Consider the following 25,124-nt stretch of genomic DNA (forward strand, 5'->3'; position numbering starts at 1 on the left):
TTTTTTGTGTGGGCGGGCGTTATTGCCCAACACCACCCCCCCTTGCGCCCCGCGGGTGCCGTCCGTTTGGCGCTCTATTTTGTTATAATAAAATTAGGGGCCCAATGCCCGGGTCCACCGACTGCTCCTGCAAGGATTCCAGCGTTACGAGTGCGCCAGCTCACCATGATCGTCTTCAGCCAAGATGGCTTTGTCGGTCTCTTGCATGATCTGGCTGGTCACGGTGCCCGCCACCATCGCGCCGCTGACGTTTAGCGCTGTACGGCCCATGTCGATCAACGGTTCTACCGAAATCAGCAGTGCCACCAACGCCACCGGCAAGCCCATCGCGGGCAGGACGATCAAGGCCGCGAAGGTTGCGCCGCCGCCTACACCTGCCACACCGGCCGAACTCAGGGTCACAATGGCCACCAGCGTGGCGATCCATACCGGGTCCAGCGGGTTGATGCCCACGGTCGGGGCAACCATCACCGCCAACATGGCCGGGTACAGGCCGGCGCAACCGTTCTGGCCAATCGTTGCACCAAACGAGGCAGCAAAGCTGGCGATGGACGAGGGAATGCCCAAGCGACGGGTTTGCGCTTCAATGCTCAGCGGAATGCTCGCCGCGCTGGAGCGGCTGGTGAAGGCAAAGGTCAGCACCGGCCACACCTTGCGGAAAAAACGCAGCGGGTTAATGCCTGATGCCGACACGATCACGCCGTGAATCACAAACATCAGCGCCAGGCCGATGTAGGACACCACCACAAAACTGCCCAGTTTGATGATGTCTTGCAGGTTGGACATGGCCACGACTTTCGTCATCAACGCTAACACGCCGTAAGGGGTCAGTTTCATGACCAGGCGTACCAGACGCATCACCCAGGCTTGCAGGGTGTCGATGGCGCTTAGCACTTTGCTGCCTTTCTCTGGCTGGTCCTTGAGCAGTTGCAGCGCGGCAACCCCCAGGAAAGCGGCAAAAATCACCACGCTGATAATGGACGTCGGCTTGGCCCGGGCCAGGTCGGCAAACGGGTTTTGCGGAATAAACGACAGCAGCAGTTGCGGTACATTCAGGTCAGCGACCTTGCCCGCGTAGTCGCTCTGGATGATTTGCAGACGGCTCATTTCAGCCGCGCCCGCCACCAGGCCATCGGCGGTCAGGCCGAACAGGTTGGTCAGGCCGATACCGATCAGCGCCGCGATGGCGGTGGTGAACAGCAGCGTGCCAATGGTCAGGAAGCTGATTTTGCCCAGCGACGCGGCGTTATGTAGGCGGGCTACAGCGCTGAGGATCGACGCAAAGACCAGCGGGATCACGATCATTTGCAGCAACTGCACGTAGCCGCTGCCGACCAGGTCGAACCAGCCGATGGAGGCTTTGAGGGTTGCACTGTCGCTGCCGTAGATCAGGTGCAGCACAAGGCCGAAGACCACGCCGACAACCAGGGCCAGCAGGACTTTTTTCGCCAGGCTCCACGCGGTGTGGCGGGTCAGCGACAGGCCGAACAGCAACGCGAGGAACACCAGCAGATTGAGGATCAGCGGGTAATTCATGAAAGCTCCGAGGGGGCGACGGGTAACCGTAAAGAGGGGTGACTATTTTCCGAACCGGAAATCCTAACAGGTTGATATACCCACAAATATACCGTTGTGGAATGAATACCTGCGTTTTGGTAATAAGCCGATGGCGTGTTCGGCCAGCGTGGTTTAAGGGGGCCCTTAGGTCAAAAGCCAGATCAAAAGATCACGAGCAAGCTCGTTCCTACAAACTCTGCCATCCGTAGGAGCAGCCGGTCGACGCTCGATTGCTCGTTCCTACAGGGCGGTATAAAAAATCCCGGCGCGTGGCCGGGATTTTTTGTGTGGCGCGGTGGCTTATGGCACCAGTTTGTCCAGCAGCGCTTTGTCCCGTACCGCGCCTTTGTCGGCGCTGGTGGCCAGCAAGGCGTAGGCCTTGAGGGCGGTGGTGACTTTGCGCGGGCGCACTTCAACCGGCTTCCAGCCTTTCTTGTCTTGCTCGACCCGGCGCGCGGCCAGTTCTTCGTCGCTGACCAACAGGTTGATCGAGCGGTTCGGAATGTCGATCAGCACTTTGTCGCCGTCTTGCACCAGACCAATGGCACCGCCGGAAGCCGCTTCCGGTGACGCATGGCCGATGGACAGGCCCGAGGTGCCGCCCGAGAAGCGGCCGTCGGTCAGCAAGGCGCAGGCTTTGCCCAGGCCCTTGGACTTCAGGTACGACGTCGGGTACAGCATTTCTTGCATGCCCGGGCCGCCCTTCGGGCCTTCGTAACGAATGATCACGATGTCGCCGGCCTGCACTTCGTCGGCCAGGATGCCGCGCACGGCGCTGTCCTGGCTTTCAAAGATTTTGGCGTTGCCTTCAAACACATGGATCGATTCGTCGACACCGGCGGTTTTCACCACGCAGCCGTCCAGCGCAATGTTGCCGTACAACACGGCCAGGCCGCCTTCTTGCGAGTACGCGTGTTCAACACTGCGGATGCAGCCGTTTTCGCGGTCGTCATCCAGGGTGTCCCAGCGGGTTGACTGGCTGAACGCGGTTTGCGTCGGGATACCGGCCGGGCCTGCACGGAAGAAGGTGTGCACGGCTTCGTCGTCAGTTTGGGTGATATCCCACTTGGCGATGCCTTCGGCCAAGGTTTTGCTGTGCACGGTCGGCAAGTCGGTGTGCAGCAAGCCGCCACGGGCCAGCGAGCCCAGAATAGAGAAGATACCGCCGGCGCGGTGCACGTCTTCCATGTGGTACTTCTGGATGTTCGGTGCCACTTTGCACAATTGCGGCACATGGCGCGACAGGCGGTCGATATCTTTGAGGTCGAAGTCGATCTCGGCTTCTTGGGCGGCGGCCAGCAAGTGCAGGATGGTGTTGGTCGAGCCGCCCATGGCGATGTCCAGCGTCATGGCGTTTTCGAACGCCTTGAAGTTGGCGATGTTGCGCGGCAATACCGACTCGTCGTTCTCGACGAAGTACTGGCGGCACAGGTCGACGATAGTGCGGCCCGCCTGCAGGAACAGTTGCTCGCGGTCGCTGTGGGTGGCGAGGGTTGAACCGTTGCCCGGCAAGGCCAGGCCCAGGGCTTCGGTCAGGCAGTTCATCGAGTTGGCGGTGAACATGCCGGAGCACGAACCGCAGGTCGGGCAAGCGCTGCGCTCGTACTCGGCAACCTTCTCGTCAGAAGCGCTGGAGTCGGCGGCGATGACCATGGCATCGACCAGGTCCAGACCGTGGCTGGCCAGCTTGGTCTTGCCCGCCTCCATCGGCCCGCCCGACACGAAAATCACCGGAATGTTGAGGCGCAACGCTGCCATCAGCATGCCAGGGGTGATTTTGTCGCAGTTGGAAATGCACACGATGGCGTCAGCGCAATGCGCGTTGACCATGTATTCAACCGAGTCAGCGATGATTTCGCGGCTCGGCAGCGAATACAGCATGCCGTCATGGCCCATGGCGATACCGTCGTCTACGGCAATGGTGTTGAATTCTTTGGCAACGCCGCCCGCGCGTTCGATTTCGCGAGCAACCAGTTGGCCCATGTCCTTGAGGTGGACGTGGCCCGGAACGAACTGGGTAAAAGAGTTGGCAATGGCGATGATCGGCTTCTTGAAGTCGGCATCTTTCATCCCCGTGGCGCGCCACAACGCGCGGGCACCGGCCATGTTGCGGCCATGGGTGGAGGTTTTGGAACGATAGTCAGGCATGGAACAGCTCCGGGCGGCTAATCAGGTAAGAAACAGGGAAGTGAGCTTCTAATCGCTAGGGGATCACACAGAAAATGACTACGTACCCGCTAGGTGCCGTAAACGCTACGGGATCGCCGCGCGCCTGGGCCTGAGCTCATAAACCCGCCGGGGATGATTGGCGATGAATCAGCCGATTCTACACGGCTGGCGGTGGGAGGGAATGGTCCAAACCGTGAAGAGAGTAGCTACGGCAGGTGTACCCGCGCGCGGACTAACGCATTCAACCCGAGCCCGATGGCACTCAGGATCAAAAAGCACACGGCGAGAGCGCTGCTCAGGTGATCGTCGACCCGGTTGATCACCAGGCTGATCAGGCCGCCGCACATGAAAATCAGCAGGCTGCCAGCCGAGGTCGATGTGCCCGCGAGTTGCGGGTAGAGGCTCATGGCTCGGGAGTTGGCAATGGGTCGGCAAATGGTGGTGCCCGCTGTGCAGATGACCATCGGAATCAGTACCGTGGCAGCGGACACCCCCAATTGCCAGGACAGCCCCAGCATCACCAACCCGGACAGGGCAACCAGGCACAGGCCGGTATTGATTTGTGTATCGCTGGCAAGCTTACGATGCAGCACGCTGGCCATCACGCCGCCGAGGACATACGCCGCGCCGTACAGCAACATGACCCAAGCAAATGCGTATGCCGACAGATTCAGGTGTTCCATGAAAATCAGCGGCGACATCACGATAAACGAGAAGTGGCAGGCAAAGGCCAGGGCCGAAATCAGCCAGTAGCCGACGAAGCGAATATCAGAGAATAGCTGCCAATATCCGGCGAAAAACTGGCGGGCTGACGGTCGGTGGCGGCTGCGGGATTCGGGCAGCAAGTGCAAGGACCATGACCAGACCACAACCGACAGGGCAATGAATACATAAAAGCTGCCTTGCCAACCCCAATACAGTTGCAGCCAGGTGCCTATCAGCGGTGAGCAGGAGATGAAAATCCCGCTGCCGGTGTTCATCCAGATCCGGATGCGCTCTAGCTCGCGCCCCGCGAATACGTCTTGAATCAGCGCCTGTGACAAGGCAAATGCGCCGCACCCCACGGCCTGGGTCACACGGAAAACCAGAAACTCGGTGAAATCGCGGGCAAACAGACAGCCCATCGCGCCGGCGGTTGCAAGGGCAATGCCGGTCAGCAGCAGCCTTTTGCGGCCAAACATATCGGACAAAGGCCCGATCAGCAGCAGTGACACGGCAAGGCCGAGGGCGAAAATGCTGACAGACTGGGCGATGTCTGTAGGGGTGGTGCGAAAGTGGTTGGCCAAGGCCGAGAAGGAGGGTAGCACCACGTCCAGTGGGAAGACGGCGAGCAGCGTCATGCACATGAGCAAGGCAAGGGTCGCGCGAAGTTTTACAGTTTTTCCAGAAGGCGGGCACACGGATGTATCCGGTTTTTGTCAAGACGAGCAGTGTTCTTCGTCAGTGCTGGTTTTACAACGAAGTCTCAAGTAGGCCGATACTTGAATTTCTGTAAGAAAAAACTTTTATCCTCGCTGTCGCTCTCTAGACCGGTCATGCCCGGTTTTACCTTCATTTCTGGGGCTGGCTACACTGGTTGCCACTGTGGCGAATGCTTTTCAAGTAAGGATTCTGAATGCTAACCCTCAACCGTTCCGTGTATGGGTGTTTGGCCATTGGCCTGGCGCAAGGGCTTTTACTGTGGCTGGCGAGTGCCATGGCTGAGCCGGCGGTTAAACACGCGCTGGTGACCGCCGCACTGGTCGGTGGGATCAACCTGTTGCTGCTGGGTGACAACGTACGTCAGCGAGGGGCCGTGGTGTTAGTCCTTGGCCTTACCGCGGTGATGACGGCGATCAGTGCCTGGGTGTATCAGGCGGGGAGTGAAAGCGGGCTTTTCAACAACTGGCTGATTGGCAGTTGGACCTGTTTTGCCGTCGTCATTGCCTACATTTGCACGGCGTTTATTTTGAGTTGGCCGACCCGCCAAGGGCGAGCGCCCCGCTATGAAGATTTGTTCCGGCATGCCTGGGACACGGTGTTTATCGTATTGCTGGGCTTGCTGCTGAATGCGGTGTTTTGGGCGTTGCTGCTGTTGTGGGGCGGTTTGTTCAAGATGCTCGGGATTGAGGCGCTGAATAAGCTGTTTTTCACCGATGGGTTTGTCTGTGTCAGCTCGGCGATGGTGTTTGCCCTGGGGCTGCACATGGGGCGCGATAACGACCGGGTCATCGGGATGTTGCGTGGAATATTACTCACACTGTGCCGCGTGTTACTGCCCTTCAGCGCAATGATCGTCATTGTTTTTATTTGCGCGCTGCCGTTCACCGGGTTGGAGCCGATTTGGGGCACCGGCTATTCAACGCCGATTATGGTGTGCCTGGTGGCCGTCAATCTGTTCTTTCTCAACGGCGTATTTCAGGACGGTCATCAGCGCAGCGGCTACCCGGTGTGGCTCGTGCGCGTGGTTGATCTGTGCCTGCTGTGTTTGCCGGTGCTGGTGGTGCTGGCCGGGTATTCGACCTGGTTACGGATTGAACAGTACGGCCTGACCCCAAGCCGTGTGTTGGCGATGCTGTTGGTTGGGGTGGTGTTGGCCCACAGTGTGGCGGCGGTCTGGGCAGTGCTTGCCTCGACATCAGGCTGGCTGAGCCGTTTGCGGGTGAGTAACCCGTGTATTGCACTGGCGTGCGTCGTGCTGTTGCTGGCGATTCATACGCCGTGGTTCAGCCCGTTGAAGATCAGTGCGCAGAATCAGGTGCAGCGGGTGCTCAGCGGTAAAACCCCGGCGCAGGCGTTTGATGCCTACACCTTGCGCTTTCGCTTGGGTGCCCCGGGCAAACAGGCGTTTGAGGCGTTGTTGGCACAGCTCGAGCAGGGTCAGGGGTTGTCCGAGCCTGCACGGGGTGTTTTGTTGAAGCGGCTTAAGGAAGTCGGCACCGCTGGCGACGAGAAAGCGTCGACGAGTCGGATGCTGGAGTGGATCGGCCCCGCCGTGACTGGCAGTGAGCAGTTCGAGGCGCTGGGCATGTCTGGCCACCTTTGCCGGTACCCGGGGTGCGCGATGTGGGCCGTCGACCTGGATCAGGACGGGCAGGAAGAAGTGCTGCAACTGCCCAAGCAGCCATGGCCTGGCCCGTTGTATTTCTTTAAGCGCAATGCTCAGGGCAAGTGGCTGCGTGAAGGCCAGTATGAAATCGACGGCAGCCCGTTGGCGTTGATCGACAACATTCGCGAAGGCAAGGTACAGAAGGTGAAGCCGCGTTATCAGTCGTTGCAGATAGGCGATGATGTGCTCAACCCGAGGGTGCAGCCAGAATGACGCTGTAGTCGCTGCCGCAGGCTGCGATGGGCTGCGAAGCAGTCCTCAAAGGCCCTTCGGGCCTTATCGCAGCTTTCGGCCGCGACTACAGGTTTTATTGCGCCTTAGCTATTTGGCAGCAAGCGGCAGGTGATGCTCTTGATGTAGCGGGTTTCCGGGATCGCCGGGTGCACCGGATGGTCCGGGCCCTGGCTGCCACGTTCCAGCAACTGGATGTTGCGGTCCAGGTGACGGGCGCTGGTCAGCAGGATGTTTTGCAGGTCATCTTCCGGCAGGTGCATCGAGCACGATGCGCTGACCAGAATGCCGTCTTTGGTAAGCAGGCGCATCGCTTGCTCGTTCAGGCGGCGGTAGGCACCTTCACCGTTTTTCAGGTCTTTTTTGCGCTTAATGAACGCCGGCGGGTCGGCCACGATCACGTCGAAACGCTCTTCGTTGGCTTTAAGCTCTTTCAGGGCTTCAAACACGTCACCTTCCAGGCAGGTGACGCGGTCAGCAAAACCGTTCAGTGCGGCGTTGCGCTCAACGCCGTCCAGGGCGAACGACGAGGCATCGACACACATCACTTCGCTGGCACCGAACGCAGCCGCTTGAATGCCCCAGCCGCCAATGTAGCTGTACAGGTCAAGCACACGCTTGCCCTTGGCGTAAGGTGCCAGGCGCGCGCGGTTCATGCGGTGGTCATAGAACCAGCCGGTTTTTTGCCCGGCAATGACCGGGGCTTCGAATTTCACGCCATTTTCTTCCAGCGCGACCCACTCCGGTACCAGGCCGAAAACGGTTTCGACGTAACGCTCAAGGCCTTCGGCATCACGGGCCGCTGAGTCATTTTTGAACAGAATGCCGCTCGGTTTAACCACCTGCACCAGCGCCGCAATCACGTCAGCTTTGTGCTGTTCCATGGTCGCGGATGCCAGTTGAACCACCAGAATGTCGCCGAAACGGTCGACCACCAAACCGGGCAGCAAGTCAGAATCGCCGTACACCAGGCGGTAGAAGGGTTTGTCGAACAGGCGGTCGCGCAGCGACAGCGCCACGTTGAGGCGGTGAACCAAAAACGACTTGTCCAAGGGCACTTTAATGTCGCGTGACAGCAGGCGAGCGCAGATCAGGTTGTTCGGGCTCATGGCAACGATGCCCAGCGGTTTGCCGCCAGCCGTTTCCAGCACCGCTTGGTCGCCGGCCTTGAAGCCGTGCAATGGGGTGGTGGCTACATCGATTTCGTTGCTGTAGACCCACAAGTGGCCGGCGCGCAGGCGTCGATCGGCATTGGCTTTAAGGCGCAGGCTTGGCAGGGACATGACGTCGCTCCGGGTATTGAAAAGGGCGCGATTATAGCCTCAGACCGCCTCCGCAAGCGCAGTTGATTCGCGGTATTGCGTCGGATCGCGCATCCATTGCGTCAGATTTTTCCGCTAGAATCGCCGTCTATTCCAGAGTGTGTCGATATGCCCCCAGAGCTTTCATCCGAACAAATCAGCCTGGCCCTGCAAGGCATTAGCGTGCCGCCGCAGCCGCAAATCATGGTGGATTTGCAGATGGAGCAGTACATGCCGGATCCGGACCTGGAGGTGATCGCCGGCTTGATCGCCCAAGACCCCGGCTTGTCGGGCGCGCTGCTGAAGATCGTCAATTCGCCGTATTACGGCCTGAGTAACAAGATTGCCTCTATTCGACGGGCGGTGACGTTGCTGGGCAGCCGCACGGTGGTCAACCTGATCAATGCCCAATCGATCAAGGGCGAGATGAGTGACGACACCATCGTGACGCTCAACCGGTTCTGGGACACCGCTCAGGACGTGGCCATGACCAGTATGACGCTGGCCAAGCGCACCGGCGCTTTGCCCCCGGATGAAGCCTACGCCCTGGGGCTGTTTCACGATTGCGGCATTCCGTTGATGCTCAAGCGCTTTCCCAACTATATGCAGGTGCTGGAGCAGGGCTACGCCAATGCGGGGCCGGACCAACGTGTGGTTGACACGGAGAACCGCCGCTTCAACACCAACCATGCGGTGGTCGGTTATTACACGGCCAAGTCCTGGCGCTTGCCGGGGCACCTGACCGAGGCAATCGCCAACCACCACAATGCGCTGGCGATTTTCAATGACGACTCTTCACGCAACAGCCAGCTTAAAAACCTGCTGGCGGTGCTCAAGATGGCCGAGCATATTTGTGCGTCGTACAAGGTCTTGGGCAATGAGCGTGAAGACCACGAATGGAACAGCATTGGCCACCTGGTGCTGGATTACATTGACCTGTCCGAATACGACTTTGACAACCTCAAAGAAAGCGTTCGCGAGTTGGGGACTCACTAGATGCCGGAATTACCTGAAGTCGAAACCACCCGCCGGGGCATCGCGCCGCACCTTGAAGGGCAGCGCGTCAGCCGGGTGATTGTGCGTGAGCGTCGTTTGCGCTGGCCCATCCCGGAAGACCTGGATGTGCGCCTGTCAGGGCAGAAAATTGTGTTGGTGGAGCGGCGGGCCAAGTATTTATTGATCAATGCCGAAGTCGGCACGCTGATCAGCCATTTGGGCATGTCGGGCAATTTGCGGTTGGTGGAGGCCGGATTGCCCGCCGCCAAGCACGAACATGTGGACATTGAGCTGGAGTCGGGGCTGGCCTTGCGCTACACCGATCCGCGACGGTTTGGGGCCATGCTCTGGAGCCAGGACCCGCTCAACCATGAGTTGTTGGTGCGGCTGGGGCCGGAGCCATTGACCGATCTGTTTGATGGCGAACGGCTGTTTCAACTGTCGCGCAAACGCGTGATGGCGGTCAAACCGTTCATCATGGACAACGCGGTGGTGGTGGGCGTGGGCAATATCTATGCGACCGAAGCCCTGTTTGCCGCCGGTATCGACCCGCGCCGCGAAGCCGGCAGCATTTCCCGTGCGCGCTATTTAAAGCTGGCGATTGAGATCAAACGGATTTTGGCGGCGGCGATTGAGCGGGGCGGCACCACGTTGCGCGATTTTATCGGCGGTGATGGTCAACCGGGTTACTTCCAGCAGGAGCTGTTTGTGTACGGGCGCGGGTACGCGCCGTGCAAAGTCTGCGGCACTGAGCTGCGCGAGGTGAAACTCGGCCAGCGCGCCAGCGTGTTCTGCCCGCGCTGCCAGACGTAGCCGTTACTTGTGTAGGAGGGCCCGCCCGGTCTTCGGCGCCGTATTGATCCTAAAAATTCATGTTCAGGATCAATGGCTTCGCGTTTTTTTATAAGAGCCCCGCGTGGTTTAAGGGAGGCCCATAGATCTAAAGCCAGGTCTTTACGCGTAGGAGCGAGCTTGCTCGCGATCTTTTGATCTTGAAAAAACGAAAGGTCGCGAGCATCGCACTTTTACAACGGCCGCGGGTTTCAGGCTTTACCGGTAATCGCCCGGTATTTGGCCATCAACTGTTCTTCGGTTTCCGGGTGGGCTTCGTCCAGAGGAATGCAGTCGACCGGGCACACCTGCTGGCATTGCGGCTCATCGTAATGGCCAATGCACTGGGTACACAGGTTGGGATCGATCACATAGATCTCTTCGCCCTGGGAAATGGCGGCGTTCGGACACTCGGGTTCGCAGACGTCGCAGTTGATGCAATCGTCGGTGATGATCAGGGACATGGGTACTCCTGCCGGGGCGGTCGGCCCGGGCAACTGAAATCGAATGCGGGCAATTGTGCCGCATTGGCGTCCGCAGTGCACGCGGACGCCGCTTCAGCGGTTATTTCTTGCGAAAGCGCTCGTTCAGGGCGTCGGCCACAACCGGGTGAACAAATTTGCTGATATCGCCGCCCAAAGCTGCGATTTCACGCACCAATGTCGACGAAATAAACGAATATCGCTCGGAGGGGGTCAGAAAAAGACTTTCGACATCCGGTGCCAATTGACGATTCATGTTCGCCAGCTGGAACTCGTATTCAAAGTCTGACACGGCCCGCAGGCCACGCAGAAATACATTGGCATTCTGTTCCTTGGCGAAGTGTGCAAGCAGCGTCGAGAAACCGACCACCTCAACATTGGGCAGGTGTTTGGTCACTTCGCGTGCCAGCTCGACCCGTTGCTCCAGTGGGAACAGCGGGTTTTTCTTGGGGCTGGCGGCAACTGCAATAATCACATGGTCGAACAGGCGCGAAGCGCGTTCAACCAGATCGCCATGGCCCTTGGTAATAGGGTCGAATGTACCTGGGTACAACACTCGGTTCATCGCGTCGTCCTGGCGGGAATCCGTTGGGGAGTCGGATGGTATCGCAGCCTTCTCGGTCGGCCAAGTCGCCAGATCAAGAAGAAAGCACTATAGACGCCGCTCAATAACACCGTGTTCATGGATTTTTCAGCCGTTCGGCCAAGTGTGTCGCCAGTTTTGCGGTGAGCCCGTACACCGACAATTGCGGGTTGGCTCCAATGCTGGTGGGGAATAAAGAGCCATCATGGATCGACACATTGCGCAATTGATGGTGACGCCCGAGGCTGTCGGTGACCGCCGTTCGCGGATTTTCACCCATGGCGCAGCCTCCCATAACATGAGCGCTGGCCAAGCGGGTGCGGTACGTTTGCAGGCTCAAACGCTCAATCTGCTCACGGGTTTGCTTCAGGTTGCTCAAATAGCGCGCGTCACTGTGCAAGGGCATGACGGCGCTGGCGCCGGCGGCAAACTGGATCTCGGCCATGCTGTGGAAGGCACGCTTGAGCGCCTCCCAGGCATACGGCGTGAGGCGATAGTCGAGTACCGGGCTGCCATCGCTGCGTAATTCCACGTTTCCGCCGGGGCTGTCGGGGTGAAAACCGTCGCGCATCAAGGCCAGCATCATATGAGTGTGGGACAATTGCGCCATGTGCCTGACACCGTTTTCGCCGGCACTGGCAAACAACGTTGCGGCCAGAGCCGGGTGCAGCGGTGGGACTTCGAGTTTGTAACCCATCGGCCCGGTGACGCCGTTCTGCCACTGAAAGTGGTCGGAGTAGATCGACTGCGGCGCACCGTAGAACGGGTTGATTGCTTCTGGAAATCGCGCAGCCGAGAAGTTCACCACGTGCAGAAACGTGCGCCGCCCTGCTCGCTGATGGGGGTCTGGAGCGTCGGAACGCATCAGCAAACCGGGGGTATTGATGCCGCCGCCGGCCAGCACGTAATGCCGTGCCTTCACCGTGATGGTGCGGCCCGTGGGTGCCACGCAGCGTCTGTCCATGGCCATGCATTCCAAGCCAGTGACGTGATCCCCTTGAATCAACAGCTTCTGGGCGCGAGCCAGGTACAGCAACTCGCCGCCATTTTCGAGGGTCGCGGGGATGGTGGTGACGAGCATCGACTGTTTGGCATTGGTTGGGCAGCCCATGCCGCAATAGCCCAGGTTCCAGCACCCGCGCACGTTACGTGGGATCACCTGCCAGCTGTAGCCGAGTTTTTCACAGCCGCTGCGGATCACTTCGTTGTTGGCGTTGGGCGGGACAATCCAGGGGCTCACGCCCAAGCGCTGCTCCATGCGTTCAAACCACGGGGCCATGTCTGCGGGGCTGTGGCCGGTCACCTCATGTTCGCGGGCCCAATGCTCAAGGGTCGGGTCGGGTGTGCGAAAACTGGAGGTCCAGTTGACCAGCGTGGTTCCGCCCACGGCGCGGCCCTGCAGGATGCTGATCGCGCCGTCCTTGCTCATGCGGCCCACACCTTCTTGATAAAGCTGGGTGTAGGCCTCGCCTTCAAGCATTTTAAAATCGATGCTGGTCTTGAGCGGGCCTTCTTCAATCAACAGCACCTTGTACCCCGCCGCGCTGAGGATTTCAGCGGTGGTCCCCCCGCCAGCGCCGCTGCCGATAATGGCCACATCGGCCGCGAGCGTCAGATCGCCGGTGAGTGCCGAGCCATCATAGGTTTTCCAGCCTCGGGCCAGGCCTTCGCGAAAGGGATCGGATACGGGCATAAGGGGTGTCCATAGGGTGCAGTGCTTATTGGAATGGGGTCAAACCGTCGGTGGGCCGGGATACCCGCACGAGGCCCATGAGTCGGGCTCTGCATGCCAACTCATCATGACCAGTTGCACCAGCGAGCCGTGGCCCATGCGCAGCAGGCTCAGGCTGCTGTTTTGCCAACGGTGCAGAAAACGCTGGATCTGTTTCGGGCTGGCGCTTTGCCAACTCCCCCACACACCGGTCAGCGGCCCGCGCGTTACGGGTATGGCCAGTACATCGAACAGCTGTTGGGTCAATTTCAGCAGGGCCGGTGAGAGGTGACTGAGGTAAGTGTCCAGTTGGCACAACGTGGCGTCGGCGGCACCGGGCATGGCTTTTGGGGGCACGCTGGCGTTGAGCATCACCGGAATCAGTGCGCTCAGAAAAACCAGGTCGCTGCTGCGCAGTGTGGCAAACCCGCGCGCGCTGCGGCTGCTGGAACAGCCACTGAGGCTGGCTCCCAGCCCTGCCATGGTTAACAGTGCGCTGGCCGTCAGACCAATTTTCAAGGCCCTGCGCCGTGACAGCAGGACGTTCTCGACGCGCAGATCAGTCATGGCAGCACTCGGTCAGCGGATAAACAGTTGTTGGAGCAAGCGCACCAACCGCCGGCCATAAGGCGGGTAGATGGCCCGCGAACTGTTGAACCGCTGCTTGACCAGCACACCCTTGGCTTTACTGAAGGTCATGAACCCTTCGTGGCCGTGGTATTGGCCCATGCCTGAATGCCCGATGCCACCGAAGGGTAAATCGTCTATGGCGACATGCAGCAGGGCCTCGTTGAGGCTGATCCCGCCCGAGTGAGTGTTGTAAATGATGTTCTGTTGTTCCGCCCGGTTATAGCCGAAGTAATAAAGCGCCAAGGGGCGGGGGCGGGCGTTGATATAGGCCAATGCTTGATCCAGATGGCGGTAGGGCACGATGGGTAGCAGCGGGCCGAAAATTTCGTCCTGCATGATGTGCATGTCGTCGCTGACATCCAGCACCAATGTGTGTGGCAGGCGTTGGCCCTGGCTCTGTTCATAGAGCGGGATCAGGCGTGCGCCTTTGAGGGCCGCGTCTGCTTGTAGCCGCTCTAACCTGGCGACCTGGCGATTATTGATGATTGCGGTGTAGTCCGGGTTGTCCGTCAGCGTCGGGTAAAAACTGTGGACGGCGTTGCGATAAGCCTCCACAAAACCTTCCACACGGTCCTGCGGCACCAGCACGTAATCGGGGGCAATGCAGGTTTGCCCGGCGTTTAGCGTCTTGCCCCAGGCGATGCGCTGAGCGGCGTCCTTGAGCGGTACATCGGCCGACACAATGGCCGGGGATTTACCGCCCAGTTCCAGTGTCACTGGCGTCAGGTTCTCAGCGGCGGCCCGCATCACCTGTTTGCCCACATGGGTGGAACCGGTGAACAGCAAATGATCGAACGCCAGGCTGGAGAACGCCACGGCCACATCGGCATCGCCCAGCACCACGCACACCCTGTCTTCGGGGAAAATACGCCCCAGCAAATCCTTGAGCCAGCGCCCGGTGACGGGGGTGTATTCGCTGAGTTTAAGCATCACCCGATTGCCTGCCGCCAGAGCCCCGATCAGTGGGCCCATGGCCAGGTACAGCGGGTAGTTCCACGGCACAATCACGCCGACGACGCCCAACGGCTGATACACCACCTTGGCACTGGCGGGCTGGAACATCAGGCCCACGTGGCGAGAAGAGGGCTTCATCCAGCGCTTAAGGTGCTTGAGGGTGTAGTCGATGCTGTGCAGGCTGGGCATCAGTTCGGCAAACAGGGTTTCGTCGGGGCTTCGGTGGCTGAAATCCTGGCTGATGGCGTCGATCAGTACGTCACGTTCATCACTCAACAGGCGGCGCAGTGTTTTGAGCCATTGCAGGCGTTGCGCGTGGGGTGGGAAAGGGTGGGCCGCATAGGCCTGGCGCTGTTTGTCGAGCAGTGCTTGAAGGTCTCTCAGCACAATGAGGGGAGCGTGAGGATGATTGCTTTCAGCAGACATGGTTCGCTCCAGAGTGTTTTTGATGAAGCCCGATGAGCGTTATGATTTTCTAGAGCCTAGGCTCTAAGTTGTCAATGACAAGCACTCGCCCGCTGGAGGTTTATCGATTCACGCTTCGGTCGTAAGATACTTTTCGTTATTTATTCAGGCGCTCGCTTATGGCCCAGCGAATCAAAACCAGCCAACGCATCATCAACAGCAGCCTGGAACTGTTTAATCAGTGGGGTGAACGCACCATCAGCACCAACCATATTGCGGCTCATATGGAGATTTCCCCGGGTAATTTGTACTACCACTTCCCCAATAAGCAGGCCATTATCGCGGCGCTGTTCAGTGAGCACAAAACGCTGGTGTTGAGCTTCTTGCACGTGCCTGTCGGGCGTGCGCTGACCATTGCAGACAAGCGCGATATGTTGCTTAACCTGCTGGATGCCATATGGCGGTACCGTTTTCTCTATCGCGACATTGAGCATTTATTGCACAGCGACGCGGAACTGGCTGCCAGCTACCGGCACTTTTCGCAGCAATGCCGGGCCCAGGCACGGGCGATTTACGGTGGCTCTGTCGACGCGGGTCTATTGAGCATGACGCCGCTGCAAATTGAGGCGCTGAGCCTTAACGCGTGGGTGATCATCACGTCCTGGATCGGTTTTTTGTGCGCCACCCGAGAGACCAATGAGCAGTTTAGTGAGCGGGCCCTCAAGCGCGGGGTGTATCAATTGCTGATGCTGGAGTCGGGGTACGTTACTGAGCCGGCACGCGAGGCGATCAACGCGTTAATTGCTGAATTTTATGTGCCGCTGGAACAGGCGCTGGTCGATGACTAACTGCATTTCACTCATTTACAGGAGTTCACTATGGCTGTTGCGCAACTAATTAGCCCTGAGGTGTTGAGCCAACGTCTCGAACAGCCAGGTCTGGTTATTCTGGATTGTCGGTTTGCCCTTGAAGATGGCGACTACGGTCGTGCCAGCTATGCCGAGGGGCATATTGCCGGCGCGCAGTATGCAGACCTGGAGCGTGATTTGAGTGGCCCTGTGATCAAGGGCAAGACTGGCCGCCACCCGTTGCCGGATCCCCATGTGCTGGTGAAGCGCTTGCAGGCCTGGGGCATCAGCCCGGACAGCGATGTGGTGCTTTATGACGACGGCCCAGGTGCTTTTGCGGCGCGGGCCTGGTGGTTGCTGGTGTGGCTGGGCAAGCGCGACGGCGTGTTTATCCTGGATGGCGGGCTCAAGGCCTGGCACAAAGCGGGCCTGCCGCTCAGCCTGGATGCGGTCACGGTCGAGCCGGGCACCTTTGAGGGCGTACCTGACCGCCACTTGGTGGTGGACGCCGAGCATCTGCAAAAACGCCTTGGGCAGCCGGCCATGACCTTGATCGATGCTCGTGCCTTGCCGCGTTTTCGGGGTGAGGTCGAACCCATCGACCCCGTTGCCGGGCATATTCCGGGTGCACAATGCGCCGCGTTCAATGAGAACCTTGGCACTGACGGGCGCTTTTTGCCGGTTGAGCAGCTCAAGCAGCGGTTTGCCCAGCTACTGGCCGGTCGTTCACCTGAAGACCTGGTGGCATACTGTGGCTCCGGCGTGACGGCGTGCCACAACCTGTTTGCGCTGAGCCTGGCAGGCTACCCGTTGGGCACGTTGTACCCGGGCTCATGGAGCGAATGGATCAACCACCCCGAGCATGGCATCGCTACGGGCGACTAATGCCGCGGGCCGCGCACGGTGTTGGCGCTGGCGATCCGGTAGGCACCCGGGCCAACACCGTAGACTTTCTTGAACTGTCGGCTCAGATGGCTTTGGTCGGCAAAGCCCAGTTGCGTCGCAACGTGTAGCGGCAAACACCCCTGTTGCAGCAGTGTCCTGGCATGCGCAATGCGTTGCTGCATCAGCCAGGTATGCGGTGCCATGCCTGTGGCGCGCTGAAACACGCGGGCAAAATGAAACGGTGACAGGTTGACCGCTGCGGCCAGTTCTTCGAGTGACGGCGGGTCAGCCAGGCGCGCGTGCAGCAGTTCCTTGGCTTGATGCACGGCCCGGTGCTCGCTGCCAGGCGTGGTCGGCTGCGGCAAGCGTGCATGACGATGAAGCAGCACCCGCATCATGTGGCGCCAGACCGTTTGTTGCTGCAGCGCCGACTCCGGGCCTTCCAGCAATTGATGCAGTTGGTATAGGCCGCGGAACAATTCAGGGTCTTGCAGCAGCGTGTCTTTGAACGTAGGCATGTGCGTGACGGTCAGGCCCAGCTCTTCCATCAAACCGAGTATCTGTTGGTTATCGGGGTAAAACGCCCGGTAGCGCCATCCAGCGTCATGGCCTTTTTGGCCGTTGTGCACTTCGTCCGGGTTGATCAGTACGAGTGTTCCCATCGGGGCCAGGTGCTCGGCCCCCCGGTAGCGATATCGCTGGGCACCTTCCATGATCATGCCGATCACAAAACCATCATGCACATGGGGCACAAAGCGGTGTTCGATATAGCGCGCCGTGAGCAGTTCGACGCCGCTGAGCGGCGGTGTTTGCCAGAAGTGAATCGACTCGCCGGGCGTGTTGTCCATTACGCCCGCTCACGCCTTTGTGCGGCCAGCCACTGGGGGATGCGTCGCTCAAGGTAATAGCCCGGGTTTTTCAGAGAGCCTTCGACAAAGCCGACATGGCCGCCTCGGGGGTGCAGCTCAAGTTGGGTACAGGGCGACAGCTCGCTGGGCTCCGGGATGCTGTGTTTGAACACAAAGGGGTCGTCTACGGACTGAATGATCAGCGTCGGTGTGTCGATGGTGCCCAGGAAAAAACGGCTAGAGGCGCGCTGGTAGTAATCATCGACACTCACGTAACCATTGAGCGGCGCGGTGACCCGGTTATCGAATTCCCAGAAGGTGCGTAATTTGCTCAGGGACTTCAGCGAGCCCAGTTTATTCAGCGTGGCCAACGCGTCATGGCGGGCATCGTGCTGAAATTGGCGCTGTTTGTTTTTGAGATAGGCCAGCATTTCACGCATGAAGTGCGCCTGATACACCCTGGAAAAGCCCAGGCCAATGCGGTCGGCGCACTGGTCAAGCCGGAACGGTACCGACACCGCCACCGCCCCGTGCAAGCCGCTGTCGCCTCCCGATTCGCCAAGGTACTTGAGCAGCACATTGCCACCGAGCGAATAACCCACGGCATAGAGCGGCGCTAATGGGTGGCGGGCGCGCAAGTGTGCCACGGCGGCGGCCAAGTCTTCACTGGCCCCTGAATGGTAACTGCGTGCCAGCCAGTTGGGCTCCCCGGAGCAGCCGCGCCAGTTCAACGCCACACTGGTCCAGCCCTGGGCGGCAAGGGCACGTTGCTGACCGGCCACATAGTGCGAGGCTGACGAGCCGGTCAGGCCGTGCAATACCAGCACTAACGGTGCATGGGCGGCTGGCGTGCCGTGCCAGTCCAGGTCCAAAAAGTCGCCATCTTCCAGCCACAGACGTTCGCGCTGGTGCTCGACGACCGGTTTGGTGCGCCACAGCGGGCCCCACATCGTTTGCAAATGCGGGTTGGCGAGGCCTGTGGCGGGGGTAAACGGTTCAGAGGGGGGTACAGGGGCAGCTAAGGTGGACACTTAAATTCTCATCAGGTGACTGATACAGCGGTGTGCCTAAATTGCCACAACACGGGTGCCTGCCCCAACTGTTAAGTGGCGCAGGCATGAACGCAGCATTGCTGGAGATGCAGCTCTGGGCCGTATTCTCATCACGGGCTAGGGCCAGTGGCAACGGTTTTTGCGCCACGGTGGGGCCCAAGGTCAACTGGACCCACGTATCGGCGCTGAAGTGGCGGACCATCGCAGTTTTGATCTGTTCCCGCGTCAAGGTTTGTACGCGCTGTATTTTGTGGCTGAAGTCCAACGGCTGATTAAAACGGTTGAGCAGCACCAGTTCGGCGAGGGTGTACGTGTTGTTGGCGGTGAATTGCGGCATCGAACGCAGCAACGTTTTTTTGATCGCAGTGAGCTGGTCTTCGGTGGGGCCGTCCTCAAGGAATCTGGCATACAGGCGGGTCACTTGTTCGGCCGCGCTGGCGCTGTAATGCGGCGGTGTATACAAGCTGATAACCCAGGGGGCCGCGTGGTTGGAGCGGAACGTATGGGAGATAACACCATACGTAGCGCTGTGTTTTTCTCGCAGTTGCGCATTCAACATGTCGTCGAAAATACCGTGGCCAATGCGTGTTGCCAGTGAATCAGGATGATCAATGGGTAAGGCGTTTTGCCCCAGTATCAGCAGGCTTTGAGGGATATCGTGTTCGAGATGGACGCTATGGCTCGTGGCCATGCGGTCTTGAATGGGCGGTAACATCGCCAGCGCGGGCCCTGTTGGCAGTGCCTCGGCGATTTGCTGACTGAGGGCTTTGGCTTGCTCTGTGGTTAAGTCCCCGACAATGGCTATCTGAGCGTTGGCGGCGGTAAAGGCGCGGCGGTGAAAGTCCTGCAATTGCTGTGTATCAATGCGCCTCAGCGTTTTGGGTGACCCATAGATCGACTGGGCTATGGGTTGGCGCGGATACAAGGCGTTGTACAGGTGGTGCAAGGCGCGTGATTCCGGGTTTTTAAGCTCGGCAATCGATAGGGCCGTCACCTCGGCCTGCGCGCGCGCGATGCCCGTTTCGCTGAAGTCCGGGGTGGCGAGCATGTTGGCCAACCGTTGCAGTGCAGGGGCGAGAACGGCTGGATCGCTCAGGCTGCGCAACCCGAAAGTGACGCGCTCCTTGCCCAGACCCAGGTTCAACTCGGCCCCAAGTTGATCCATCGAGTGTATGCCCTTTGGGGCCGGAGCTTCTTTGATGAGGTGCATCATCATGGCGGCAAGGCCAGGTGAAGGGCCGTCATGAAGGCTGCCTGCAGCGAAGCTGACGGCCACGTCGACCATGGGTAACGCGCGATTTTCGACAAACAGCACCTGCGTGTCGTGCGCGACAGTCCATTGGTTGATCGAAGGCAATGTGGGGGTGGCTGGTTCGCCCAGCGCTTTCAGGGACTCGAGGTGAAGCGCCGGCGATGAAGGCTGCGCGCGGACCAATGCCTGCGGTGTGGCAAACGTGAAGGTCAACAACAGGGCGCACAGCAAGGCTGCACCCCGCACAGGGTTCAACTTACTCATTGGGCAACTCCGGATTAGGGGTATAGCGGGTGGTCAAGCGATCACGGGTCAGGAACTGTTGGGCGGTGCGTTGGATGTCTTCGGGCGTGAGCGCTTTGAGTCGGTGCAGACGTTCTGGGTCTTGCTTCCACGACAGGCCGGCGACCTCCAGCTCGGCAAGGTAAAGGGCCTGGAACGGCATGGAGTCACGCCTGAAAACCTGCTGAGCGATCAGCCGATTGCGCGCTCGGTCAAGGTCGTGGGCACTGGGTGGTGTGGTTTTCACGGTTTCGAGCAACGCCCAGATACGCGCTTTCACCTCTTCCAAAGGGGTATTTTTTTGCGTGTTAAGGGTGACGTTCAGGATGAGCAACGTATCGCCCCGGCTAACAGGGTTGTAGGCGCTACTGGCCTGGCTCAGCAGCGGCTCGTCACGTTTGAGCCGAGTTTGCAGCAGCGCACTTTCGCTTCCGGCGAGCCATTCGCTCAGTAGTTGCAAGGCTAGCGCTGTGCCGGGTTCGGTCTGTGTATTCAGTGCCGGTACATTGAAGGCCATGCTGAGCCCGGGTGGCAGCGCAGAGGGCGGGAGGGTGATGCTGCGTTCACCGGGTGTTTCCAGCTCCAGGGGCGTGTTTGCCACGGGCAGTTCCCGCTGTGAAATTGCCCCGAAGAAGTGTTCGACGCGAGCTTTTACCTGGGCCACGGTGACGTCACCGACGATCACCAGCACGGCATTGTTGGGCGCATACCAGGCGCGGTACCACGCCTGAAGCTGGCGACTGTGCAGGCGGTCCAGGTCGTGTTGCCAGCCGATGACCGGGTTGGCGTAGCTGCTGGAGGGGAAGGCTTGGGCGAGTAAACGCTCTTTTTGCCGCGACTCGGGATCATTATCGATCACCTCGCTGCGTTCATTTTTGATGATGCCGTGTTCAGTTGCCCATTGCGCCTCTGACCAGTGCGCTGTCGCCATTTGGTCGGCCATGATCTCAAGGGCGACGTCCAGGTAATGTGTGGCTATGTCTTGAAAATAGAGGGTCGCATCGGCGGTTGTGGAGGCGTTTTCAATCGCCCCCAGGCTGGCCAGCAAGGTGCTCGATTCCCCGGCGCACAATTTGCTGCTGCCTTTGAACAGCATGTGTTCGAGTGCATGCGACACGCCGGTCTGGCCGGGGTATTCATAACTGGCCCCGACTTTGTACCAGAGTTGAGAGCTGACGATGGGGGCCCGGTGATTTTCCTGAACGATGACTTTGAGGCCATTGTCTAGGGTGAATTCATGCGGGCTGGCCCACACCATGGCGGGCAGCCACAGGGCGATAAACCAGAGCGTTAACGTTGAAGGTTTCATGTGTGGGTGCGTCCCGAGAGTCCATACGAAGAGGTGTATGGAGAGCTTGGAGCAACCCTTTATAGGCGGGGGGGTACATACATATGGCGGTGCGCCGAAGGCGCGGGGAAGGGCGTGGGACCGGAGAAACCACGGGGTTTGCGAAAACCCCGTGGGCCGGGTGTTACTCCGCGGCGGGTACCGCGGCAGGTGTGCGCTGCCAGAGCGCGTAGTTCACGCTGCCGGCTTTTAACTCACGGTGCAGACGCCAGTTGGCTGGCAAGCCCAGCTCCGAAGGGCGGCGCTCGCTTTCGGTGTAGACCCAGGCGTCTTCCGTCAACCAGCCATTGCTTTCGAGCAACTCGCAGGCTGGCTTGAGCAGGTCAAGGTTGAAGGGCGGGTCGAGGAACACCACATCAAACAGGTCGGTGGCCGGGGTCGCGAGGAAGTTCAGCGCATTGGTCTGTTGAACCTCGCCCGTCGTGCAGCGCAGGATGCCCATGTTCTCGCGGATGTTGGAAATCGCCAGGCGGTTGCTGTCCAGCGCGAGCCCCTTGGCCGCACCGCGTGACAGGGCTTCAAGAAACAGTGCACCGCTGCCGGCAAATACGTCCAGCACCCGGGCCCCGGCAATGTAAGGGGCGAGCCAGTTGAACAGAGTTTCACGTACGCGGTCCGGCGTTGGGCGCAGGCCCTCGACATGGGGGAAGTCCAGCTTGCGGCTGCGCCATTCCCCACCAATGATGCGCAACTGGCCTGCGCCCGAATGCGATGTGTTTTTTTGCTTTGCCATTAATGCTCCGGAACCCCAAGAGGTTGCTCTGAAGGTTTTTCGGTAGGTGGTGGCAGTGGTTTCTGCGGCACGGTAGGGCCGGCGGTCACTACGACCATTTTGTCGGCGCTCAGGTGCTTGTTCATGGCTGTCTTGACCTGCTCGGTGGTCAGGTTCTGGGACTGCTGCATGAAGGTTTCGAGATAGTCCAAGGGCAAATCGTAGAAGCCCATTGCGCCCAGTTGGCCGACGATAGCGGCGTTACTGGCGGTGGACAGCGGAAAGCTGCCTGCCAATTCACGTTTGGCATCGTCGAGTTCTTTTTGTGTCGGGCCATTTTTCAGGTAATCGGCCAGAATGTCTTGCACCAGTTTGAGCGTGCCTTCGCTCAGCTCGGCGCGGGTTTGCAGGTTGATCAGGAAAGGGCCGCGTGCTTGCATGGGGCTGAAGCCAGAGTACACGCCATACGTCAGCCCGCGTTTTTCACGCACTTCAGTCATCAGGCGCGTACCAAAACCACCACCACCGAGAATGCTGTTGCCCAGGGCCAAGGCTGCATAGTCGGGGTCATGACGGTCAATACCCAGTTGAGCCAGCAATAAATGCGTTTGCTTGGACGGGAACTCGATGTGGGTCAGGCCTGCTTTCGGTTCCTCAGGCTGAGCCGTTTTTGGCAACGCCGGGCCTTTGGGCAGGGCCGCTGAGACTTGAGCTGCCATGGCTTGGGCTTCTTCGCGGGACAGATCACCGACAATCGCAATTACGGCATTGCCAGCCGTGTAAGCCTTGTTATGGAAGGCTTTGAGCTGGTCAATGGTGATCGAGGTGATGCTTTGCGCCGTACCGTCGCTGGCATGGGCGTAGGGGTGGTTGCCGTACAGGTGGGTGAACAGTTCGTTGCTGGCCAGTTTGCCAGGGTTCTGTTTTTGGAATTCAAAGCTGGCCAGTAGCTGGTTTTTGATTCGTGACAGCGCGTCGGCCGGGAATGTCGGTTTGCCGATCACTTCAGCGAACAGGTTGAGCGCCGGAGTGCGTTTGGACGGGTCGCTCAAACTGCGCAATGAGGCCACGGCCATGTCGCGATAGGCACCGTTGCCAAAATCGGCACCCAAGCTTTCAAAGCCCTGGGCGATGGCACCGACGTCCTTGCCCGCGACGCCTTCGTTGAGCATGGCATTGGTCAACAACGCCAGGCCTGGCGTGTCGCCATCCTGGCCGCTGCCGGCGGCAAACGTCAGGCGCAAGTCGAACATCGGCAGTTGCCGAGCTTCAACGAACAGCACTTTGGAGCCTTCGGCAGTCTTCCAGGTTTGTACGTTCAAGGCACGGTTGCTGGGCGCTTTGCCATCGAGTTCGGCCAGCGATTCGAGCTTGCGCTCGGACTTGGCACTTTCCAGCGCTGGGCTGGCGACAGGCTTGGCGCGGTCAACGAGGTAGTAGCCCATTGCACCGACCAGCACTGCGACGGCCAGGCCGAGCAGGGCGTATCGGGAACCTTTACGCTTACTCATGGGGTTTCTCCTCGGGCAGTACGTGCGCAACGCTGAGACGGTCGCGGGTGAAATACGTGCGGGCCGCTTGCTGGATATCGGCCGGGGTGACTTTTTGCAGGTCTGCCAGCTCGCTGTCCATCAGCTTCCAGGACAGACCGACGGTTTCCAGTTGGCCAATTGAAGTGGCTTGGGAGGTGATCGAGTCGCGCTCGTACACCAGGCCGGCGATGACCTGGGCACGTACGCGTTCCAGTTCTTCAGCGGTTGGTGGGGTTTTCTTCAGGTCATCCAGCAACCGCCACACACCCGCCTCGGCTTGCGCCAGGGAGACTTTTTTCTGGCTGTTGGGCATTGCGCTCAGCAGGAACAGGCTGTCGCCACGGGTAAAGGCGTTGTAACTGGAAGACGCGCCCGACACGAGCTCTTCGCCGCGCTCCAGTTGTGTTGGCATACGCGCGCTGTAGCCGCCGTCCAGCAGTGCCGAAATCAGGCGCAGGGCATTGGCGGTGACCGGGTCTTGGGCGGTGGCAACGCTTGGCACGTTGAAGCCCAGCATCAGGCTTGGCAACTGGGTTTGTACGTGAATCTTGAGCAGGCGCTCGCCAGGCGTGGCCAGTTCAAGCGGTGCTTTGGCAAGGGGGGTATCGCGTTTGGCGATCGGGCCGAAATAGCGTTGGGCCAGGGTTTTGACTTCATCCGGAGTGACATCGCCGACCACGACCAGCGTGGCGTTGTTCGGTGTGTACCATTCTTCGTACCAGGTACGCAGCTCGCCAACGGTCATGCGCTCCAGGTCGACCATCCAACCGATCGTCGGCGTGTGGTAACCGCTGGACGGATAGGCCATGGCACTGAACAATTCGTAGGCTTTGCTCATGGGTTGGTCATCGGTGCGCAGGCGGCGTTCTTCTTTGATGACCTCGATTTCCCGCTTGAACTCCTCCGGTGGCAAGCGAAGGCTGGCCATGCGGTCGGCTTCAAGCTCGAAGGCCACTGCCAGGCGGTCGCGGGCCAGTACCTGGTAATAGGCGGTGTAATCGTCGCTGGTGAAGGCGTTCTCCTGGGCACCCAGGTCGCGCAGGATCAATGAGGCTTCGCCCGGACCAACCTTATTACTGCCCTTGAACATCATGTGTTCGAGGGCATGAGACAGGCCGGTTTTGCCGGGAGTCTCGTAGCTGGAGCCGACCTTGTACCAGACCTGAGACACCACCACCGGGGCGCGGTGGTCTTCGCGAACAATGACTTTCAGGCCATTGTCCAGGCGAAACTCATGGGTGGGCTGCGGATCGGCCGCAAAGGCGGCAAGCGGGAGTAAAACTGTGCTGAGCAACAGGCCAGCGGCGGCTAGTGCATTCATTCGTTTTTAAACCTGTCGGGCTGCCCGCTTGGCCTTAGCGTCAGCGGGTGAGGAGGTGCTAGGATACTGATCCGTTTTACTGACGGCCACGCCTATCAGGCCTTTG

21 protein-coding genes are annotated in these 25,124 nt (G+C 59.5%); 5 read left to right on the plus strand and 16 right to left on the minus strand.

Features of this window, described 5'->3' with window-relative positions; all coding sequences use genetic code 11:
- Positions 1–144: 144 nt before the first annotated feature.
- From Q1W15_RS04915 to Q1W15_RS04925, 3 genes are all read right to left on the minus strand, one after another.
- Positions 145–1,536, minus strand: coding sequence for an L-cystine transporter (locus Q1W15_RS04915; RefSeq protein WP_300724618.1), 1,392 nt, complete (start codon positions 1,534–1,536; stop codon positions 145–147).
- A 321-nt stretch (positions 1,537–1,857) separates the two neighbouring features.
- Positions 1,858–3,705, minus strand: coding sequence for a dihydroxy-acid dehydratase (ilvD, locus tag Q1W15_RS04920; RefSeq protein ID WP_300724620.1), 1,848 nt, complete (start codon positions 3,703–3,705; stop codon positions 1,858–1,860).
- 227 nt (positions 3,706–3,932) lie between these two features.
- Complete coding sequence (locus tag Q1W15_RS04925) at positions 3,933–5,066, minus strand: MFS transporter (protein ID WP_300724622.1); 1,134 nt, start codon at positions 5,064–5,066, stop codon at positions 3,933–3,935.
- 275 nt (positions 5,067–5,341) lie between these two features.
- Here Q1W15_RS04925 and Q1W15_RS04930 point away from each other — a divergent pair, with 275 nt between their 5' ends.
- On the plus strand, positions 5,342–7,027 hold the full coding sequence (locus Q1W15_RS04930; RefSeq protein WP_300724624.1) for a DUF4153 domain-containing protein: 1,686 nt from the start codon (positions 5,342–5,344) through the stop codon (positions 7,025–7,027).
- 104 nt (positions 7,028–7,131) lie between these two features.
- Here the strand turns inward: Q1W15_RS04930 and Q1W15_RS04935 are convergent, their stop codons facing one another.
- Positions 7,132–8,328: a class I SAM-dependent rRNA methyltransferase gene (locus Q1W15_RS04935; RefSeq protein WP_300724626.1), complete on the minus strand. Its 1,197-nt coding sequence runs from the start codon at positions 8,326–8,328 to the stop codon at positions 7,132–7,134.
- A 201-nt stretch (positions 8,329–8,529) separates the two neighbouring features.
- On the opposite strand from Q1W15_RS04935, the gene Q1W15_RS04940 reads away from it, so the two are divergent.
- Positions 8,530–9,342 (plus strand): HDOD domain-containing protein, encoded by an 813-nt coding sequence (locus Q1W15_RS04940; RefSeq protein ID WP_300725004.1) that lies wholly within the window; start codon positions 8,530–8,532, stop codon positions 9,340–9,342.
- The gene (gene mutM, locus Q1W15_RS04945) at positions 9,343–10,155 is read left to right on the plus strand and encodes a bifunctional DNA-formamidopyrimidine glycosylase/DNA-(apurinic or apyrimidinic site) lyase (RefSeq protein ID WP_300724628.1); all 813 of its coding nucleotides are present in this window, start codon (positions 9,343–9,345) and stop codon (positions 10,153–10,155) included.
- 230 nt (positions 10,156–10,385) lie between these two features.
- On the opposite strand, the gene Q1W15_RS04950 is transcribed toward mutM, so the two are convergent.
- The 5 genes from Q1W15_RS04950 to Q1W15_RS04970 form a co-directional block, all read right to left on the minus strand.
- Complete coding sequence (locus tag Q1W15_RS04950) at positions 10,386–10,637, minus strand: YfhL family 4Fe-4S dicluster ferredoxin (protein WP_300724630.1); 252 nt, start codon at positions 10,635–10,637, stop codon at positions 10,386–10,388.
- A 100-nt stretch (positions 10,638–10,737) separates the two neighbouring features.
- Entirely contained in the window at positions 10,738–11,220 is a 483-nt protein-coding gene (coaD, locus tag Q1W15_RS04955) for a pantetheine-phosphate adenylyltransferase (RefSeq protein ID WP_300724632.1), read from the minus strand.
- Positions 11,221–11,335: 115 nt separating this feature from the next.
- Entirely contained in the window at positions 11,336–12,931 is a 1,596-nt protein-coding gene (locus tag Q1W15_RS04960) for a GMC family oxidoreductase (RefSeq protein ID WP_300724634.1), read from the minus strand.
- Between the two features lie 39 nt (positions 12,932–12,970).
- The gene (locus Q1W15_RS04965; RefSeq protein ID WP_300724636.1) at positions 12,971–13,516 is read right to left on the minus strand and encodes a twin-arginine translocation pathway signal protein; all 546 of its coding nucleotides are present in this window, start codon (positions 13,514–13,516) and stop codon (positions 12,971–12,973) included.
- Between the two features lie 12 nt (positions 13,517–13,528).
- Positions 13,529–14,959 carry a coniferyl aldehyde dehydrogenase gene (locus tag Q1W15_RS04970; RefSeq protein ID WP_300724638.1) on the minus strand — a complete coding sequence of 477 codons (1,431 nt, stop codon included), beginning with the start codon at positions 14,957–14,959 and terminating at the stop codon, positions 13,529–13,531.
- 158 nt (positions 14,960–15,117) lie between these two features.
- On the opposite strand from Q1W15_RS04970, the gene Q1W15_RS04975 reads away from it, so the two are divergent.
- The gene (locus tag Q1W15_RS04975) at positions 15,118–15,786 is read left to right on the plus strand and encodes a TetR/AcrR family transcriptional regulator (RefSeq protein ID WP_300724640.1); all 669 of its coding nucleotides are present in this window, start codon (positions 15,118–15,120) and stop codon (positions 15,784–15,786) included.
- Between the two features lie 30 nt (positions 15,787–15,816).
- On the plus strand, positions 15,817–16,671 hold the full coding sequence (locus tag Q1W15_RS04980) for a sulfurtransferase (RefSeq protein ID WP_300724641.1): 855 nt from the start codon (positions 15,817–15,819) through the stop codon (positions 16,669–16,671).
- On the opposite strand, the gene Q1W15_RS04985 is transcribed toward Q1W15_RS04980, so the two are convergent.
- The 7 genes from Q1W15_RS04985 to Q1W15_RS05015 all read right to left on the minus strand — a co-directional run bounded on the left by Q1W15_RS04985 (position 16,668) and on the right by Q1W15_RS05015 (position 25,018).
- Entirely contained in the window at positions 16,668–17,519 is an 852-nt protein-coding gene (locus Q1W15_RS04985; protein ID WP_300724643.1) for an AraC family transcriptional regulator, read from the minus strand. The genes Q1W15_RS04980 and Q1W15_RS04985 overlap by 4 nt on opposite strands.
- Positions 17,519–18,550: a hydrolase gene (locus tag Q1W15_RS04990; protein ID WP_300724646.1), complete on the minus strand. Its 1,032-nt coding sequence runs from the start codon at positions 18,548–18,550 to the stop codon at positions 17,519–17,521. The genes Q1W15_RS04985 and Q1W15_RS04990 overlap by 1 nt, the downstream gene beginning before the upstream one ends.
- Positions 18,516–20,087 carry a pitrilysin family protein gene (locus tag Q1W15_RS04995; RefSeq protein WP_300724648.1) on the minus strand — a complete coding sequence of 524 codons (1,572 nt, stop codon included), beginning with the start codon at positions 20,085–20,087 and terminating at the stop codon, positions 18,516–18,518. The genes Q1W15_RS04990 and Q1W15_RS04995 overlap by 35 nt, the downstream gene beginning before the upstream one ends.
- Complete coding sequence (locus Q1W15_RS05000) at positions 20,080–21,414, minus strand: pitrilysin family protein (protein ID WP_300724650.1); 1,335 nt, start codon at positions 21,412–21,414, stop codon at positions 20,080–20,082. Before Q1W15_RS05000 ends, Q1W15_RS04995 begins: the two co-directional genes overlap by 8 nt.
- A 163-nt stretch (positions 21,415–21,577) precedes the next feature.
- Positions 21,578–22,186: a 16S rRNA (guanine(966)-N(2))-methyltransferase RsmD gene (gene rsmD, locus Q1W15_RS05005; RefSeq protein WP_300724652.1), complete on the minus strand. Its 609-nt coding sequence runs from the start codon at positions 22,184–22,186 to the stop codon at positions 21,578–21,580.
- On the minus strand, positions 22,186–23,676 hold the full coding sequence (locus Q1W15_RS05010; RefSeq protein WP_300724654.1) for a pitrilysin family protein: 1,491 nt from the start codon (positions 23,674–23,676) through the stop codon (positions 22,186–22,188). Before Q1W15_RS05010 ends, rsmD begins: the two co-directional genes overlap by 1 nt.
- Positions 23,669–25,018 carry a pitrilysin family protein gene (locus Q1W15_RS05015; RefSeq protein WP_300724656.1) on the minus strand — a complete coding sequence of 450 codons (1,350 nt, stop codon included), beginning with the start codon at positions 25,016–25,018 and terminating at the stop codon, positions 23,669–23,671. Before Q1W15_RS05015 ends, Q1W15_RS05010 begins: the two co-directional genes overlap by 8 nt.
- Positions 25,019–25,124: the final 106 nt, after the last annotated feature.

Origin of the sequence: Pseudomonas sp. (assembly GCF_030150285.1) — a bacterium.
In the GTDB taxonomy this organism is placed as follows: domain Bacteria; phylum Pseudomonadota; class Gammaproteobacteria; order Pseudomonadales; family Pseudomonadaceae; genus Aquipseudomonas.

Coding starts and splice junctions, on each gene's coding strand:
- Q1W15_RS04915 (WP_300724618.1), bottom strand. CDS start 1,536: ATGAATTACCCGCTGATCCTCAATCTGCTGGTGTTCCTCGCGTTGCTG.
- ilvD (WP_300724620.1), bottom strand. CDS start 3,705: ATGCCTGACTATCGTTCCAAAACCTCCACCCATGGCCGCAACATGGCC.
- Q1W15_RS04925 (WP_300724622.1), bottom strand. CDS start 5,066: ATGACGCTGCTCGCCGTCTTCCCACTGGACGTGGTGCTACCCTCCTTC.
- Q1W15_RS04930 (WP_300724624.1), top strand. CDS start 5,342: ATGCTAACCCTCAACCGTTCCGTGTATGGGTGTTTGGCCATTGGCCTG.
- Q1W15_RS04935 (WP_300724626.1), bottom strand. CDS start 8,328: ATGTCCCTGCCAAGCCTGCGCCTTAAAGCCAATGCCGATCGACGCCTG.
- mutM (WP_300724628.1), top strand. CDS start 9,343: ATGCCGGAATTACCTGAAGTCGAAACCACCCGCCGGGGCATCGCGCCG.
- Q1W15_RS04950 (WP_300724630.1), bottom strand. CDS start 10,637: ATGTCCCTGATCATCACCGACGATTGCATCAACTGCGACGTCTGCGAA.
- coaD (WP_300724632.1), bottom strand. CDS start 11,220: ATGAACCGAGTGTTGTACCCAGGTACATTCGACCCTATTACCAAGGGC.
- Q1W15_RS04960 (WP_300724634.1), bottom strand. CDS start 12,931: ATGCCCGTATCCGATCCCTTTCGCGAAGGCCTGGCCCGAGGCTGGAAA.
- Q1W15_RS04965 (WP_300724636.1), bottom strand. CDS start 13,516: ATGACTGATCTGCGCGTCGAGAACGTCCTGCTGTCACGGCGCAGGGCC.
- Q1W15_RS04970 (WP_300724638.1), bottom strand. CDS start 14,959: ATGTCTGCTGAAAGCAATCATCCTCACGCTCCCCTCATTGTGCTGAGA.
- Q1W15_RS04975 (WP_300724640.1), top strand. CDS start 15,118: ATGGCCCAGCGAATCAAAACCAGCCAACGCATCATCAACAGCAGCCTG.
- Q1W15_RS04980 (WP_300724641.1), top strand. CDS start 15,817: ATGGCTGTTGCGCAACTAATTAGCCCTGAGGTGTTGAGCCAACGTCTC.
- Q1W15_RS04985 (WP_300724643.1), bottom strand. CDS start 17,519: ATGGACAACACGCCCGGCGAGTCGATTCACTTCTGGCAAACACCGCCG.
- Q1W15_RS04995 (WP_300724648.1), bottom strand. CDS start 20,087: ATGAGTAAGTTGAACCCTGTGCGGGGTGCAGCCTTGCTGTGCGCCCTG.
- Q1W15_RS05000 (WP_300724650.1), bottom strand. CDS start 21,414: ATGAAACCTTCAACGTTAACGCTCTGGTTTATCGCCCTGTGGCTGCCC.
- rsmD (WP_300724652.1), bottom strand. CDS start 22,186: ATGGCAAAGCAAAAAAACACATCGCATTCGGGCGCAGGCCAGTTGCGC.
- Q1W15_RS05010 (WP_300724654.1), bottom strand. CDS start 23,676: ATGAGTAAGCGTAAAGGTTCCCGATACGCCCTGCTCGGCCTGGCCGTC.
- Q1W15_RS05015 (WP_300724656.1), bottom strand. CDS start 25,018: ATGAATGCACTAGCCGCCGCTGGCCTGTTGCTCAGCACAGTTTTACTC.